The following is a 17,286-nucleotide window of genomic DNA, read 5'->3' on the forward strand; positions in this document are numbered from 1 at the left end:
TTAACTTTTGACTCAACAAGAAGATTATATTATTATATATATTTAAGTTGCTATTTTTTTTTATACATTTGTTGATAAGCAGAGTTTTTATTGATTACTTCTACCTTTAAATTGGGATTACTTACTACCTCATACAAAAAAAGTTTTCCTAATTTTAACCTGATGTTCATCTCCAACCTGTTCCATTCATAGCCTTTGAACAATTCTTTTAATAAAAAAACCTCTCCGCAATGGATGTTTTTTAACTCATCTATTGCATCATTTAACAGACTATTCATATTATTTCCTCCAATTTGTATAATTTCATTAACTTCATTATATTGTTAATTTTTGACATAGTCAAACAAATTATAAAGGAATTATAATGGTGTCAAAAGTTAAAACTTTTAATACAAATTGTACTATATAAATGTTTATCAGTAGGTCTAAGTCTATATAACTAACATATACAAATAGTACTGTTTAAATTATGTTTTTAAGATAGATAAATCTTAACCCTACTCCAGCATAAATCTAGATACACTAAAATAGGGCTCAGAATTATCTATATTTTTATACCATAAAATGCTTAGCTCTTCCTCTTGATTGAATGTATATGTCTGGAGAAATGCAATAAAAACGTTGGTTTATAAAATTTCCAAAATCAGAAAATCTTATCTTAAATTTAGGAATTCCAAAACTTTCAGGTGCTATTTCATCTACACCAAAATAGATAACAAGCCCATCATCTGTAATATAAAATGCCTGATCTACAGGTATAACTAATTCTACATTAGAATAATACATTTCTCTATTTTCATTAATTTCAGATTTTATATAATCAGTTATTATGTTTATATAGTCGACCCCATCTCTAAAAATATCACTTAGTAAAAGTTCTTTTCCATTTGTTAAATCTATATTGTAATTATTTAATGTATTGTATTTAGGCCCAGAACTACCAGCAAATCCCATAAGATTTAATATCATACTTAGTACATAGTTTTTACTAAAAGTAACTGCATAATTAGTAGAAATCCAGTAACTTTGTTTTGGAAGTGAATTTTGAGAAGCTGCATTATTATATTCTTGTTCTTCTTCTTGTAATCCAACCTTAAAATTATTTACAGTCATTTTTACAGCAGAATTTATGTTGTTTAAAATAGGCGGATTTACATAGGTAGATTGATTTCTAATATTGTAAAGAATAGGATATTTTACATCATATGAAAAGTACTTACTTCTGCCAAAGTCTTCATTAAACTGCACATATAATATGTTATATGTACAAGTATTTGTAGCTTGATAATTTTCCATTAAAACTCTCCTCCTCTTATTAAAAAAATCAGATACTATATAATATGTTTAAAAGAGTAATAATGTTAACAATAAATGTAAAGAATAGAAAGTATCTAAAACAGCAAAAAATGACTGATTTTGTGGTATAATACATAGGATTGAGAGTTATTTTATAGGAGGAAAGATATGTTATTATTAGCAGATAAATGGAAAGATTATGAACTTATAGATATGGGAAATGGAGAAAAATTAGAGCGTTGGGGTAAGTATGTACTTAGAAGACCAGATCCACAGGTTGTATGGCCAATGGAGTCTGAATGGGCTCTATGGAAAAACCCTCATGGACATTATCATAGAAGTAATAAAGGTGGAGGTCAATGGGAACACAAAAAAAGATATCCAGAACAATGGACTATAAATTACAAAAACTTAAAATTCCACATTAAACCAACTGGATTTAAACATACTGGATTATTCCCAGAACAAGCAGCCAATTGGGACTGGATGATGGACAAAATCAAAAAAGCTGACAGACCTATAAAAGTATTAAATCTTTTTGCATATACAGGAGGAGCTACAGTAGCATGTGCATCCGCTGGTGCAGAAGTATGTCATGTTGATGCTGCAAAAGGTATGGTCAACTGGGCAAAAGAAAATATAGAGTTATCAGGACTTAAAAATCAAACAGTAAGATTTATAGTAGATGATGTTGTAAAGTTTGTTGAAAGAGAAATAAGAAGAGGTAAGAAATATGATGCAATAATAATGGACCCACCTTCTTATGGAAGAGGACCTAAGGGAGAAGTATGGCAGATAGAAGAAAAATTATATAGCTTTGTGGATTTATGTATGGGTGTTTTATCTGATAATCCTTTATTCTTTCTAATTAATTCTTACACAACAGGCTTCTCTCCAATAGTTCTTGAAAATGTACTATCTACAACAATAGGAAAAAAGGCAAATAATGGAGAAATTTATGGCGGTGAACTAGGAATACCAGCTTCTAGGGATGGTAAAATACTTCCTTGTGGTATATTTGGAAGATGGGAGAACAAATAATGATAAAAGTCATATATGAAGATAACCATTTATTAGTTGTAGAGAAACCTGTAAATGTATTATCTCAAGGAGATGATACCAATGATAAGGACATGGTAAATCTTTTAAAAGACTATATCAAAACAAAGTACAATAAACCTGGAAACGTATATATTGGTTTGGTACATAGATTGGATAGACCAGTAGGTGGAGTCATGGTTTTTGCCAAAACATCAAAAGCTGCCTCAAGATTGTCTGAACAAGTAAGAAATAAGACATTCAAAAAAACCTATATGGCAGTTGTTCATGGTAAAATGAAATCCGATTCAGACATATTAAAAGATTTTTTATATAAAAATAAAAAGACAAATATGGTAAGTGTCGTGAAAAAAAAACATAAAGATGCTAAAGAAGCTGAACTTAGTTATAAAGTATTGGGTTTTAAAGAAAATCTAAGCTTAGTTCAAGTAAACTTAAAAACTGGCCGTTCTCATCAGATAAGAGTTCAATTTGCAACTAGAAAACACCCTTTATATGGAGACCAAAGATATGGCCAAGAAGTAAATAAAATTGGACAACAGATTTCTCTTTGGTCTAATAAAATAGAAATTTGCCATCCAACAACAAAGGAAAAAATGGAATTTATATGTACTCCACCTGATGAATATCCATGGAATATATTCTAAATCTCAAATGAGGTGATTATATGAGTAAAAAGTTTTCAATAGGTGAAATGTCAAAGCTTCACAAAATAAGCATACAAACACTAAGATACTATGACCAAATAGATTTATTTAAACCTGTTCATGTTGATCAAGAAAGCAATTACAGATATTACTCAATTGACCAATTTTCACAATTGGATATTATAAAATACTTAAAGTATCTAGGTATGCCATTAAAAGAAATCAAAGAAAAGTTAGATGAAAACAATGAAGAAATTCTAAAATTATTAACTAATAAGATTAATATAGTAGATGAAAAAATTAAAGAATTAGAACTTATAAAAAAAGTATTAAGTACAAAAAAAGAAACAATGGAAAAAGGTATGAAAGTAGATGAAGTAGGTAAAATAGTAAGAAAACATATTCCAAGAAGAAGTATTTTATCCATAGAATATGAAGAAGGTTTAAGTAGTGAAGAAACTATGGAACTTTCCAGAAGACAAATAGCAAATATACTAGAAGATAATATCTCTGTGTTTTATGGTGGAGTAAGTGGTCTTGTATCTATAGATAAATTCTTAAACGAAGATAAAGTCATCTATGAAAATAGCTTTGTAAATGTTGAAAGAGATTTATTTGATGCTAAATCTCAAAAATATATATCTGAAATTTCAGCTGGTGATTTTATTTGTATGACATATAAAGGTTCTTACAGAGAAAATTATACTGCTTTTAAAAAGTTAGTTGACTATGTTGATTATAAAAGGATACCTATTGAAAATTATATATATGAGATACCTATAATAGACCCTCTATCTACAAACAATGAAGAGGAACTTCTAACCGAAATTCAGATACAGGTTAAAAAGAGGGAAATTGATTTAAGATGTCTAGTATAATCAATTATTATAAAAAAGGGCGTTTCCAAATGATTTTTAAATCATAAATGGAATGCCCTTTTTAAATAATAATTAAAATTTTATAGTTTACACTTGGAAAATAATATGAAATGTTTTATTATATATCTATATACCTTATAATACGAGGTATATGATAACATAAAGTAGGTGAATTTATGGACTTAAATAAAGAAGTGCTTAAAGGTCATATTGATACTTTAATATTATCAATACTAAACAAAGGAGATTCATATGGATATGAAATAGCAAAAGTGGTTAGAGATGAAACTACATTTGAGTTAAAAGAAAGTACACTCTATGTGTCTCTTAAAAGATTAGAATCTAAGGGTTTGATAAAATCTTATTGGGGAAATGACCAAGGCGCAGGAAGCAGGAGAAAGTATTACAATATAACAGATGACGGAAAGGATAACTTAGAAATAAAAATTCAGGAGTGGGACTTTATACAGGGTATTATGAACAAATTTCTAAAGAAGGGGGATTAGATTTATGAAAATAATAGAAGAGTATTTAGAAACACTATATAAGAACGAAAATAACAAAGAGATTCAAGATTTAAAAGAAGAGCTAAGAGAACATCTAACAACATCTGCAAATGAATTTATTGAAAATGGATATAACATAGATGAAGCACAAAATAAGGCAATCGAGAGATTCGATGGTGGCGGTGAGATGTCAGTAGAATTACGTTCAATATTTAAACAAAAAATAGAACCTAAAAAAGTTTTATTGCGAAGATTATCAAATTCAAGGCTCTTATTTTTAAATTTATTTGGATGGCTTGTTGCAACTGCTGCATTTACAGCCAATAGAGGTTTTGGACACATAGTTCCACCTTGGTTGATTGTAGCTTTGATAATCGTAGTAGCTATATTAATAATTTTAAGCATTATAATTAATAGATTAAAGAAAGAAATAGAAAATGATTATGTTATGTAGTCACATTAATAAATATATTTTTGTTTTATTTATATGAGTAAGTACTACAATATTAATAAATAATATGAAAGGAGTTTTTGTATATGGAGAAAAAAATATTATTAGAAAAAATTCTTGATACGCCAGGAGTTTCATATATTAATGAGAAAGTAAATTTATTTAAATATACCAAATGGATTTCATTTGGAACTTATATAATGACTGTTGAAAGCTTCTGCTATAAAGAAGATTCAAAACACTATAATCCAGTAATGGGCACATTTGATTATGAGTCAGAAATTTTTATAGTTAATGCCATATATAAAGATGAGGTCTACTCTATTAAAAGTAAAAAACTCTATAGAAATGTATCTAAGGGAGATAAAATAGTTGTTACAATTAAATACTATTATGATAAATATGAAAATCTTATACATGAAGAAATTCATGACTACCACTCTTATCCTCTATCTAATGATTAAAGAAAAAACTGATAGTATCAAGATTAATATTTATTTTAGTTCACATAAAAAAATAATTATAGAGTATTAATTAAAGGCGAAAGCTTCTACGGACTAACGCCTTTAATTAATCTAAATATTAGTTTATTTTTTTATTCCGCTATATTATAAACTTTTAATTTATCTTTGTTTATATGCTTTTTCTTAACCTCTACTAAGGCTTTTAATGTATCTAAAGATGTCATTATTTCAGTAGAGAATTCAATAGCTGTTCTTCTCATTTTAAATCCATCTCTTGTTGAGTCATTACCTTTAGTAGGTGTATTTATTACTATATCAACTTGTTTATTTCTTATAGCATCTAGTATGTTTGGTCTAGGCTCTTCAACTCTGTTTACTATATCAGCCTCTATTCCATTCTCTCTTAGACTCTTAGCTGTACCTTCTGTTGCAACAAAAGTATATCCTAACTCTTTCATATCTTTTGCTATTGCTATAAACTCATCTTTATCGTTATTATTGACAGTAGCAAGCACTACTCCTCTTTCATCAGACATATGTCTACCTGCTGCTAAGAATCCTTTATATAAAGCTTCTTCTAGGTTTTCTCCTACACCTAAAACTTCTCCTGTAGATTTCATTTCAGGTCCAAGACTTACTTCAACTTTAGCTAATTTAGACATTGAGAATACTGGAACTTTTACTGATACTAGTTTAGGCTCTTTATAAACTCCTGTACCATATCCTAAATCCTTTAATTTAGCTCCTAGCATACATTTTGTAGCTAAGTCAACTATTGGTACTCCACTCACTTTACTTATATATGGGACTGTTCTACTGGCTCTAGGGTTAACCTCAATTATATATAATTCATTTTGGAATTCTATAAATTGTATATTAACCATACCAAGTACATTAAGGTCTAAAGCTATTTTTTTAGTATATTCTAGAATTTTATCTTTTATCTTATCAGATATATTTTGGCTTGGATACATTGTCGTACTATCTCCAGAGTGAACTCCAGCTCTTTCTAAATGTTCCATTATTCCAGGTATTAATATATCTTCTTTATCACATATAGCATCTACTTCTATTTCTCTACCAGTTAAATACTTATCTATAAGTACTGGATTTTTATGGTCTCTAGCAAAAGCATCATCTAAATACTGAGTTAATTTTTCCTCGTTGTAAGTTATTTCCATACCTTGGCCACCAAGTACATAAGATGGTCTAACTAATACTGGATAACCTAATTCATTAGCAACTTCAATACCTTCATTAGTTGTCCATACGCCTTTTCCTTTTGGTCTATTTATATCTAATCTCTCTAATAATTCGTCAAATTTTTCTCTGTCTTCTGCTGCATCTATATCATCAAAATCAGTTCCCAATATAGGTATATTTTTCTCATGTAAGAACTTAGCTAGTTTTATAGCTGTTTGTCCTCCAAATTGTAGTATTACACCTTCTGGTTTTTCTTTTTCAATTATATTTAAAACTTCTTCTTCTGTTAATGGTTCAAAATATAGTTTATCTGATGTATCAAAATCTGTACTTACTGTTTCAGGGTTATTGTTTACAATTATAGTTTCTATACCCATTTTTCTTAAAGATTTTACACAGTGAACTGAACAATAGTCAAACTCTATACCTTGACCTATTCTTATTGGTCCAGAACCCAATACTACCACTTTTCTCTTATCACTTACAACTACTTCATCATATTGCTCATAAGTTGAGTAATAATATGGAGATAGAGCTTCAAATTCTCCTCCACATGTATCAACCATTTTATAAACTGGTTGTATATTATATAGACTTCTTAGTTCATATAATTTTTCTGGGCTAATCTTCATTAAGTCAGATATACCCTTATCAGAGAATCCTTTTTTCTTTAATTCATGTAAGTATTCCTTATCTAAATCTTCTATTTTAAGACCTTTTAATTTTTCTTCTTGCTCAACTATCCATTTAAATTTATTTATAAACCACTTATCAACACCAGTGATTTCTTCTATCATTTCTACTTTATAGCCTCTTCTTATCATTTCAGCTAAGTCAAACAATCTTTCATCATCAGGCACTACAACTCTTTTCTTTAACTCTTCTAATGTTCTACCTTCTGATGGAGCATGAACTAATGAATATTTTCCTGTTTCAAGTGATCTTATTCCCTTAAGAATGGCAGCTTCAAAGTTACTTCCTATACTCATTATTTCACCAGTTGCCATCATCTTAGTTCCTAATTTTCTATTTGCCTTTTTAAACTTATCAAATGGCCACTTTGGTATTTTTACTACCACATAATCTAAAGTTGGCTCAAAACAAGCATAAGTTTTTTTAGTTACCGCATTTTCTATTTCATCCAAAGTATATCCTAAAGCTATTTTAGCCGCCACTTTTGCTATTGGATATCCTGTAGCTTTTGATGCTAGTGCTGATGATCTACTAACTCTTGGATTTATTTCTATTATTGCATATTCTAAGCTATGTGGATTTAAAGCTATTTGAACATTACATCCACCTTGAACTTCTATTGCATTTATTATATCTATTGATGCTTTTCTAAGTAGTTGGTATTCTTCATCACTTAAAGTTTGACTTGGAGCAACAACTATACTATCTCCTGTATGAACTCCAACTGGGTCTACATTTTCCATGTTACATACAGTTATACAGTTTCCATTTCCGTCTCTCATTACTTCATATTCTATTTCTTTCCAACCTTTTATACTCTTTTCAAGAAGAACTTGACCTACTGGACTTAATTGCAATCCATGTGAAAGTATCTCTCTTAATTCTTCCTCTGTATCAGCTATACCTCCACCAGTTCCACCTAATGTGTATGCTGGTCTTACAACCACTGGATATCCTATTTTATTTGCAAATTCAAGACCTGCTTCTAAATTTGTAACTATATCACTAACTATTACAGGTTGATTTATTTCTTTCATTACTTCTCTAAATAAATCTCTATCCTCACCCTTTTTTATAGACTCTATAGACGTACCTATAACTTTTACATTATATTTATCTAGTATACCAGCATCATGTAATTCTACAGCCAAGTTTAGTCCTGTTTGACCACCCATACCTGCAAGTAAACTATCTGGTCTTTCTTTTTCAATTATTTTTTCTATAAATTCTATTGTTAATGGTTCTATATATATTTTATCTGCAATTTCTTTATCAGTCATTATTGTAGCTGGATTACTATTTACTAATACAACTTCTATTCCCTCTTCTTTTAGTGCTTGGCAGGCCTGTGTTCCTGAATAGTCAAATTCTGCTGCTTGACCTATTATTATTGGCCCTGACCCTAATACTAAAGTTTTCTTTATACTATCTAATTTAGGCATAACTCTTTCTCCTTATCTAAACAATTTTCACAGTTTTTATCTTCATAATCTATACAATCAATTTTAATTACTTTATTTCATCTTTAAATTTGAGTTTATTTATTATATCTATATTAATTAAACCAATACTTTTTTTGATTTAAGTTAGTCTTATTTTTAGCTATATATTCTGATATTATTTATTTTATAAACTCTAAAAACTTATCGAAAATATAGTCATTGTCTTTTGGCCCTGGACAAGCTTCAGGGTGGTATTGAACACTGTATACATCTAGCTTCTCATGTCTCATTCCTTCAACAGTATTATCGTTTAAATTTATATGTGTCACTTTCATTTGTTCAGGAACTTCTGAAACATAATATCCATGATTTTGAGAAGTTATAAATACTTTTCCCTCTTCTAAATCTTTAACTGGATGATTTCCACCTCTATGTCCAAATTTAAGTTTCTCAGTTTTTCCGCCAAGAGCTAAGGCTAAAAGCTGATGTCCTAAGCATATTCCAACTATAGGCTTTTTACCAATTAGAACTTTTATATTTTCTATAACATCTTCTAAATCCTCTGGGTCTCCAGGCCCATTTGATAAAAATATTAAATCAGGATTTATACTTAATACATCTTCTGGAGATGTTGTAGCTGGGAATATTGTTATATCGCATCCACGAGCTATAAATGATCTTAAGATGTTTCTTTTAACTCCAAAATCCATAACAGCTACTTTTGGACCATTTCCTTCTATATGCTCTACTTCTTTTCTTGTAACCGTTCTAACTGCTTCTGTATTTGAAAACTTATCTAATTTATGTTTAACATCTTCTAATTTACTATCTTCTAACGTAATTATACCTTTCATTGTCCCATTATTTCTAAGTATCTTAGTTAAAGCTCTTGTATCTATTCCTTCTAGTCCTATCACTTTATTTTGCTTTAAATATTGGTCTATATCAATTTCACATCTAAAATTACTTGGAGAATCACTTTTTTCTCTTACTATAAATCCTTTCACTTGCACTTTTTCAGATTCTGCTGATGATAAATTTATACCATAATTTCCTATAAGAGGATAAGTCATAGTAACTATTTGACCATAGTAAGAAGGGTCTGTTAAAACTTCACCATATCCTATCATTGAAGTATTAAATACTACTTCTCCTACACTTTCTTCTAAATATCCAAATGCTTTTCCTATAAAAACTGTCCCATCTTCTAATATTAACCTTGCTTTCATATTACAGTACCTCCTATAATTCTCTTTAGGCAAACTAAAGAACATTAACTAAATATAATCTTTTAAATATCTATATATATTTTTCACTTTTACATTCTAGTTTTATACTCATTTGCATTTATTTTTTATCTTTTTCTATTATACTACAAATTTCTTAAAAAAAAGAAGTTATCTCAAAAGTAAAAACTCCTAGAAAAAATAACTTCTTCTTTTTAATTTAATGATTAAATTCTTAAACTATACAATCAACTTAATTTCTATTCAGCTATATTGTAAACTTTTAACTTATCTTTGTTTAGGTGTTTTTTCTTAACCTCTACTAAGGCTTTTAATGTATCTAAAGATGTCATTATTTCAGTAGAGAATTCAATAGCTGTTCTTCTTATTTTAAATCCATCTCTTGTTGAGTCATTACCTTTAGTAGGTGTATTTATTACTATATCAACTTGTTTATTTCTTATAGCATCTAGTATGTTTGGTCTAGATTCTTCCACTCTGTTTACTATATCAGCCTCTATTCCATTCTCTCTTAGACTCTTAGCTGTACCTTCTGTTGCAACAAAAGTATATCCTAACTCTTTCATATCTTTTGCTATTGCTATAAATTCATCTTTATCGTTATTATTGACAGTAGCAAGCACTACTCCTCTTTCATCGGACATATGTCTACCTGCTGCTAAGAATCCTTTATATAAAGCTTCTTCTAGATTTTCTCCTACACCTAAAACTTCTCCTGTAGATTTCATTTCAGGTCCAAGACTTACTTCAACTTTAGCTAATTTAGACATTGAGAATACTGGCACTTTTACTGATACTAGTTTAGGCTCTTTATAAACCCCTGTACCATATCCTAAATCCTTTAATTTAGCTCCTAGCATACATTTTGTAGCTAAGTCAACTATTGGTACTCCACTCACTTTACTTATATATGGGACTGTTCTACTGGCTCTAGGGTTAACCTCAATTATATATAATTCATTTTGGAATTCTATAAATTGTATATTAACCATACCAAGTACATTAAGGTCTAAAGCTATTTTTTTAGTGTATTCTACTATCTTTTCCTTTATCTTATCAGATATATTTTGGCTTGGATACATTGTTGTACTATCTCCAGAGTGAACCCCAGCTCTTTCTAAGTGTTCCATTATTCCAGGTATTAATATATCTTCTTTATCACATATAGCATCTACTTCTATTTCTCTACCAGTTAGATATTTATCTATAAGTACTGGATTTTTATGGTCTCTATCAAATGCATCCTGTAGGTATTGAGATAATTTTTCTTCATTGTAAGTTATTTCCATACCTTGACCACCAAGTACATAAGATGGTCTAACTAATACTGGATAACCTAATTCATTAGCAACTTCAATACCTTCATTAAGTGACCATACACCTTTTCCTTTTGGTCTATTTATATCTAATCTCTCTAATAATTCATCAAATTTTTCTCTGTCTTCTGCTGCATCTATATCATCAAAGTCCGTTCCCAATATAGGTATATTTTTCTCATGTAAGAACTTAGCTAGTTTTATAGCTGTTTGTCCTCCAAATTGTAGTATTACACCTTCTGGTTTTTCTTTTTCAATTATACTTAAAACTTCTTCTTCTGTTAATGGTTCAAAATATAGTTTATCTGATGTATCAAAATCTGTACTTACTGTCTCAGGGTTATTGTTTATGATTATAGTTTCTATATCCATCTTTCTTAAAGATTTTACACAGTGAACTGAACAATAATCAAATTCTATACCTTGACCTATTCTTATTGGGCCAGAGCCTAACACTATTACTTTTTTCTTATCACTAACAACTACTTCATCATATTGCTCATAAGTTGAGTAGTAATATGGAGATATAGCATCTATTTCTCCCGCACATGTATCGACCATTTTGTATGCTGGTTTTATGTTATATAGACTTCTTAATTCATATAATTTTTCTGGGCTTATCTTCATTAAATCAGATATACCTTTATCAGAGAATCCTTTTTTCTTTAACTCAAGAAGATAATCTTTAGTTAAGTCTTCAATCTTCATAACTTTTAATTTTTCTTCTTGTTCAACTATCCATTTAAATTTATTTATAAACCACTTGTCTATTCCTGTGATTTGCTCTATCATTTCTACTTTATAGCCTCTTCTTATCATTTCAGCTAAATCAAATAGTCTTTCATCATCAGGTACTACAACTCTTTTCTTTAACGCTTCAATACTTCTCTCTTCTGATGGTGCATGAACTAATGAATATTTTCCTGTTTCAAGTGATCTTATTCCCTTAAGAATAGCAGCTTCAAAGTTACTTCCTATACTCATTATTTCACCAGTTGCCATCATCTTAGTTCCTAATTTTCTATTTGCCTTTTTAAATTTATCAAATGGCCATTTTGGTATCTTAGCCACTACATAGTCTATAGTCGGCTCAAAACAAGCATAAGTTTTTTTAGTTACTGCATTTTCTATTTCATCCAAAGTATATCCTAAAGCTATTTTTGATGAAACTTTGGCTATTGGATATCCTGTGGCTTTTGATGCTAGTGCTGATGATCTACTAACTCTTGGATTTATCTCTATAACTGCATATTCAAAACTATGTGGGTTTAATGCAAACTGAACATTGCATCCACCTTGAACTTCTACTGCATTTAATATATCTAAAGATGCTTTTTTAAGCATCGCACATTCTTTATTGCTTAGAGTTTGTGTTGGAGCAACTACTATACTATCTCCTGTATGAACTCCAACTGGGTCTATATTTTCCATGTTACATACAACTATACAGTTTCCTTTTGAATCTCTTATTACTTCATATTCTATTTCTTTCCAACCTTTTATACTTTTTTCAATTAATACTTGTCCAACTGGGCTTAATTGCAATCCATGCGAAAGTATCTCTCTTAATTCTTCCTCTGTATCAGCTATACCTCCACCAGTTCCACCTAATGTGTATGCTGGTCTTACAACTACTGGATACCCTATTGTAAGTGCATAATCAAGACCTGCTTGTAACTCTGTAACTATATCACTAACTATTACAGGTTGATTTATTTCTTTCATTACATCTCTAAATATATCTCTATCTTCACCTTTTTTGATAGATTCTACTGAAGTACCTATTATTTTTACTCCGTATTTATCTAGTATACCTTTTTCATAAAGCTCAACTGCTAAGTTTAATCCTGTTTGTCCACCCATACCTGCAAGTAAACTATCTGGTCTTTCTTTCTCTATTATTTTTTCTATAAATTCTATTGTTAATGGTTCTATATATATTTTATCTGCCACTTCTTTATCAGTCATTATTGTAGCTGGATTACTATTTATTAATACAACTTCAATTCCTTCTTCTTTTAAAGATTGACATGCTTGAGTTCCTGAATAGTCAAATTCTGCCGCTTGACCTATTATTATTGGTCCTGACCCTAATACTAAAGTTTTCTTTATACTATCTAATTTAGGCATAAATTTTTCTCCTTATCTAAATGGTTTTTACTATCTGTAAATAATACTAAATCTATATTAATGCTAAGAATTTATTAAATATACAATCTAAATCTTCTTTTGTTGTGTATTCTGGAATGTACTGAACACTATATATTGGTAATTCCTTATGTCTCATTCCTTCTATAGTATTGTCATTTAAATTTACATGAGTTATCTCTGTATTTTCTGGCATTTCTGAAACATTGTATCCATGATTTTGAGAAGTTATAAATACTTTTCCTGTTTCTAAACATTTAACTGGATGATTTCCTCCTCTATGTCCAAATGCAAGTTTTGAAGTTTTTCCACCTAATGCTAATGCCAAAATTTGATGTCCTAAACCGATTCCTGCTAGTGGTTTTTTGCCTACTAATTTCTTTATATTTTCAACTATATCATTTATATCTTCTGGATTACCTGGCCCATTAGATAATAATATCAAGTCAGGGTTTATTCTTAAAATTTCTTCTGAAGTAGTCATTGCTGGTACTACTGTTATGTCGCAGTTACAAGCTTTCAGTGAATCTAATATACTATTTTTAACACCAAAGTCTACAACTACAACTTTAGCACCAGTCCCTTTAATATTTTCAATTTCTTTTCTTGTAACACTTTTAACTGAATCTTTATTGCAACACTCTGTCAATTTAGACTGAACTTCTTGTAATGATACATTTTCTAAAGTTATAATACCTCTTTTTGTTCCATTATTTCTAATAATCTTAGTCAATGCTCTTGTATCTATTCCTTCAAGTCCAATTACTTTATTTTGCTTTAGATATGTGTCTATATCCATTTCACATCTAAAATTATTTGGGTTGTCACTTTTTTCTCTTACTATAAGTCCTTTTACTTGCACTTTATTTGATTCAACATCTTCTAAATTTATTCCATAGTTCCCTATAAGTGGATATGTCATTGTCACTATTTGTCCATAATAAGTTGCATCTGTCAGTAGTTCACCATATCCTGCCATTGAAGTATTAAACACAACTTCACCAACAGCTTCCTTTAAATATCCAAATGCTTTTCCTTCAAATACTGTTCCATCTTCTAAAATTAATTTCCCCTTCATATAAGCTACCTCCCAAATGTTTTATCTAAGCATTTTCTATTTCTTTTACAATATTAATAGCTGATTCTCTTGGACTTTCTGCTTTTGTTATAGGTCTTCCAACAACTAAATAATGAGCTCCTCTTTTTATTGCATCTGATGGAGTAACAACTCTTTTTTGGTCTCCAACTTCTGCTGACTTAGGTCTTATCCCTGGGCAAACTGTTATAAAATCAGTTCCACACGCTTCTACTATCTTATCTACTTCTTGAGCTGAGCAAACAACTCCATCTATTCCTGATTCTTTTGCTAATTTAGCTCTCTTTATAGCCAATTCTTCTGTTGTCATATTACATCCTATATCTTGTAAGTCTTGGTTGCTTAATGAAGTTAAAACTGTTACTCCAACCACCAAAGGTTTTTCTATATTTAATCTCTCTGCTTCTTCTTTAGCAACTAGTGCACATTGTCTCATCCCTTCCATGTCTGATACATGTATTGTCATTAACCAAACATTATCTCTTACTGCAGCTCTTACTGCACTTTTCATAGTATTTGGAATATCATGGAATTTAAGGTCTAGAAATATTTTTTTACCTTTTTCTTTTAAATAGTCTATAGTCTTTCCTTTTGTAGCCACATATTGTTCTAGTCCTACTTTAAATATATCTACACTATCTTCTAATTTGTCTATTAGTTCTTTAGCTTTATCAAATTCGTCAGTATCAATTGCAACTATTAGCTTCTCTTTACCATTTATCATTTTTACATCTCCTTTTTAATAAAGCCTAAATCCTCATAAAAAAATCCTCACACCAAAAGAGGCACAAGGATTTTATCTATACATAACTCTATTTATTAGCTATGAGATATCTTTCCCAGTCTCTCTGGACTAGTTTAAAAGACTTTATTATATTTAAATTTTTATTTTATACTCATCAAAAACCTCTAGAAGATTTACTAGAGGTTATATATTAACACTATCTATAACCCTTTAGTCTCTCTGGACTAATTTAAGGAATTTAGCTGTAATATTTTTCTTTATTTATATAACTTTATGTATCTTAAGGATATTTTAAAGTTTCATCTTTTTTATAATTAAACCACTAATTGCTTTTTATGTCAATAAGTCTTTGAATTATTCTTTATCTTTATCAAACAATTTTTTTTCAAAATAAGACTCTGCATTATATATCGCAGCAGCTGGATTATGCCCAGTTACTCTATCTTTGACAATTAGAGTTGTTATAGGAGCTTCCATATATTTCATAGCTAATGTATCATGTCCAACACATAGTCCAAGAATTATATTAAGGTCAACTTTAGCTTCATTTAAAAACAAAGCCTGCCCTATTGGATTACACATTATTTCATCTGCACACTTTGATATCGTTTGAGATGCTTCTAATCCAACTGTACTTTTAGGCATTGCTCCATTTTTACATATCACAGAAAACACTTCAAATCCATGATGTTCAAATACCTTTTGTACTGTTTGCATTTCTCTTTTTAAACCAATACAAAACGCTATACCAATTTTTTTATAGTCACATTTTTTAGCAAACTCTATAATCTCTTTTAACCTAGTATATTGACAGTATCCTTCTGTTTCAATTAATCCAGCATTATAAGCTATTTTTCTATTTTCTTCTTCTTCATAAAGTTTTTTTGCTTTTTCTTGTAACTCAACTTCTCTAGTTGGACATATCTTCATTAGCTTATCCATATCTCCATCTGAACAGCCTCTAAGATTACATTTCCCACACTTATACATACCTACTATCCCCTCTCAAAATTTTATTCATTTTGTGATTCTTCTTTTTCCAAACTTAAATTTTCATCTTGAGTTTCTTCTTCTGGTTTTACATGTTCAACTACAGTTATAAAATATGACTTTCCTATTCTATTCTTTATAGGAAGTTTTTCATATGAAACATCTATTTTATTTTTTATACATGCTATATCAAAATGTCTTAAGCCTACTCCTAAGCTAACCTTATTCATATCTTCACAATGTTTCTTAGGTTTCTTTTCAAATAGATGAAGACCTCGTTCATCTTTATGAAAATACCAAGGTTGAGAGTTTTTCACAGATGGAGCTCTTCTTGTAAATTCTAATATTTCTTTCCATTTCCTATTTCTATTTATTTTATTTATGATATCTTTTACTGGTTTTCTATCAGGCCTAGCGTGTCTTGTCCTAAATAAATCTTCATTTTTTGCCGGATATCCAAAAGCTATTATTATATATGGATTCTCTATTTTGTTTTCATCTTCTTCTTCCGTTTTTATTCCAGCTAAATAATCTAAATCGTCTTCTTCATCTTCTCTTGGGTCTTTGTTGCCAATATCTACAAATTCCAAGATATCTTCTCTTTTTAATGTCGACTCCAACCAACAAGTAGCTACTCCTAACGTTGTAAGACGTAAGACTATACCTTCAGTGGCAAAACCTATATTTTGTAGATAGTCTTTTCCTTTATCTGATGTGACTACTATATAATGAGGTGCTTTTACTTTACACTCTTTTCCCATTAAAAAGTGTATTATATGACCTCTATCAACAACATGTGCTTTAATATTTAAATCTTCATTTAAGTATTCTAAATTTTTACAACTTCTTTTTATTTCTTCCATTAATGGCTTTTTTAGTTTTGTACTGGAAAAATTTCTTACAGATTTTCTATAAAAAATGGCTTCATAAAGCTCCATTTATGCCCTCCTAACTGAAATCTTCTGTTCATAATATATAAACTACTATATTTAAACATATATAAGCTTTGCCAGAAAATTTTTTATTTCATTATAAATATCTATCTCATTATTATATTATAAGTTTTTTTCGGTATTCTTGTATAGCTTTTCACTAAAAAAGTATT

The 17,286-nt window shown here is 29.4% G+C and carries 15 protein-coding genes; 6 read left to right on the forward strand and 9 right to left on the reverse strand.

Annotated features, from left to right (window positions below):
* Window positions 1-50: 50 nt before the first annotated feature.
* The gene (locus tag KGF41_RS15795) at window positions 51-278 is read right to left on the reverse strand and encodes a single-stranded DNA-binding protein (protein ID WP_227437569.1); all 228 of its coding nucleotides are present in this window, start codon (window positions 276-278) and stop codon (window positions 51-53) included.
* Between the two features lie 274 nt (window positions 279-552).
* Window positions 553-1,296, reverse strand: a complete 744-nt coding sequence (locus tag KGF41_RS15800; protein WP_227856977.1) for an RsiV family protein — start codon at window positions 1,294-1,296, stop codon at window positions 553-555.
* A gap of 168 nt (window positions 1,297-1,464) precedes the next feature.
* Between KGF41_RS15800 and KGF41_RS15805 the strand changes: the two genes are divergently transcribed.
* The 6 genes from KGF41_RS15805 (at window position 1,465) to KGF41_RS15830 (ending at window position 5,301) form a co-directional block, all read left to right on the forward strand.
* Entirely contained in the window at window positions 1,465-2,337 is an 873-nt protein-coding gene (locus KGF41_RS15805) for a class I SAM-dependent methyltransferase (RefSeq protein WP_227828655.1), read from the forward strand.
* On the forward strand, window positions 2,337-3,002 hold the full coding sequence (locus tag KGF41_RS15810; RefSeq protein ID WP_227828654.1) for an RluA family pseudouridine synthase: 666 nt from the start codon (window positions 2,337-2,339) through the stop codon (window positions 3,000-3,002). The genes KGF41_RS15805 and KGF41_RS15810 overlap by 1 nt, the downstream gene beginning before the upstream one ends.
* A gap of 20 nt (window positions 3,003-3,022) precedes the next feature.
* Complete coding sequence (locus KGF41_RS15815; protein WP_227828653.1) at window positions 3,023-3,880, forward strand: MerR family transcriptional regulator; 858 nt, start codon at window positions 3,023-3,025, stop codon at window positions 3,878-3,880.
* Between the two features lie 176 nt (window positions 3,881-4,056).
* Window positions 4,057-4,386, forward strand: a complete 330-nt coding sequence (locus tag KGF41_RS15820; RefSeq protein WP_227856978.1) for a PadR family transcriptional regulator — start codon at window positions 4,057-4,059, stop codon at window positions 4,384-4,386.
* A gap of 4 nt (window positions 4,387-4,390) precedes the next feature.
* Window positions 4,391-4,840, forward strand: coding sequence for a permease prefix domain 1-containing protein (locus tag KGF41_RS15825; protein WP_227828651.1), 450 nt, complete (start codon window positions 4,391-4,393; stop codon window positions 4,838-4,840).
* An 83-nt stretch (window positions 4,841-4,923) separates the two neighbouring features.
* The gene (locus KGF41_RS15830) at window positions 4,924-5,301 is read left to right on the forward strand and encodes a DNA polymerase III subunit delta (RefSeq protein WP_227828650.1); all 378 of its coding nucleotides are present in this window, start codon (window positions 4,924-4,926) and stop codon (window positions 5,299-5,301) included.
* Between the two features lie 131 nt (window positions 5,302-5,432).
* On the opposite strand, the gene carB (KGF41_RS15835) is transcribed toward KGF41_RS15830, so the two are convergent.
* From carB (KGF41_RS15835) to KGF41_RS15865, 7 genes are all read right to left on the reverse strand, one after another.
* Complete coding sequence (carB, locus tag KGF41_RS15835) at window positions 5,433-8,639, reverse strand: carbamoyl-phosphate synthase large subunit (protein ID WP_227828649.1); 3,207 nt, start codon at window positions 8,637-8,639, stop codon at window positions 5,433-5,435.
* Between the two features lie 179 nt (window positions 8,640-8,818).
* A complete protein-coding gene (gene carA / locus KGF41_RS15840) occupies window positions 8,819-9,868 on the reverse strand; it encodes a glutamine-hydrolyzing carbamoyl-phosphate synthase small subunit (protein ID WP_227828648.1) in 1,050 nt (349 codons plus the stop codon).
* A 257-nt stretch (window positions 9,869-10,125) separates the two neighbouring features.
* A complete protein-coding gene (carB, locus tag KGF41_RS15845) occupies window positions 10,126-13,332 on the reverse strand; it encodes a carbamoyl-phosphate synthase large subunit (RefSeq protein ID WP_227828647.1) in 3,207 nt (1,068 codons plus the stop codon).
* Between the two features lie 52 nt (window positions 13,333-13,384).
* The gene (gene carA, locus KGF41_RS15850; protein WP_227828646.1) at window positions 13,385-14,428 is read right to left on the reverse strand and encodes a glutamine-hydrolyzing carbamoyl-phosphate synthase small subunit; all 1,044 of its coding nucleotides are present in this window, start codon (window positions 14,426-14,428) and stop codon (window positions 13,385-13,387) included.
* Between the two features lie 25 nt (window positions 14,429-14,453).
* On the reverse strand, window positions 14,454-15,170 hold the full coding sequence (pyrF, locus tag KGF41_RS15855) for an orotidine-5'-phosphate decarboxylase (protein WP_227436407.1): 717 nt from the start codon (window positions 15,168-15,170) through the stop codon (window positions 14,454-14,456).
* Between the two features lie 375 nt (window positions 15,171-15,545).
* Window positions 15,546-16,181, reverse strand: a complete 636-nt coding sequence (locus KGF41_RS15860; RefSeq protein ID WP_227856979.1) for a DUF1847 domain-containing protein — start codon at window positions 16,179-16,181, stop codon at window positions 15,546-15,548.
* A gap of 23 nt (window positions 16,182-16,204) precedes the next feature.
* Window positions 16,205-17,119 (reverse strand): nitroreductase family protein, encoded by a 915-nt coding sequence (locus KGF41_RS15865; protein ID WP_227828644.1) that lies wholly within the window; start codon window positions 17,117-17,119, stop codon window positions 16,205-16,207.
* Between the last annotated feature and the right edge of the window lie 167 nt (window positions 17,120-17,286).

It is taken from the genome of Clostridioides sp. ZZV14-6150 (assembly GCF_020657875.1).
Lineage (GTDB): Bacteria > Bacillota > Clostridia > Peptostreptococcales > Peptostreptococcaceae > Clostridioides.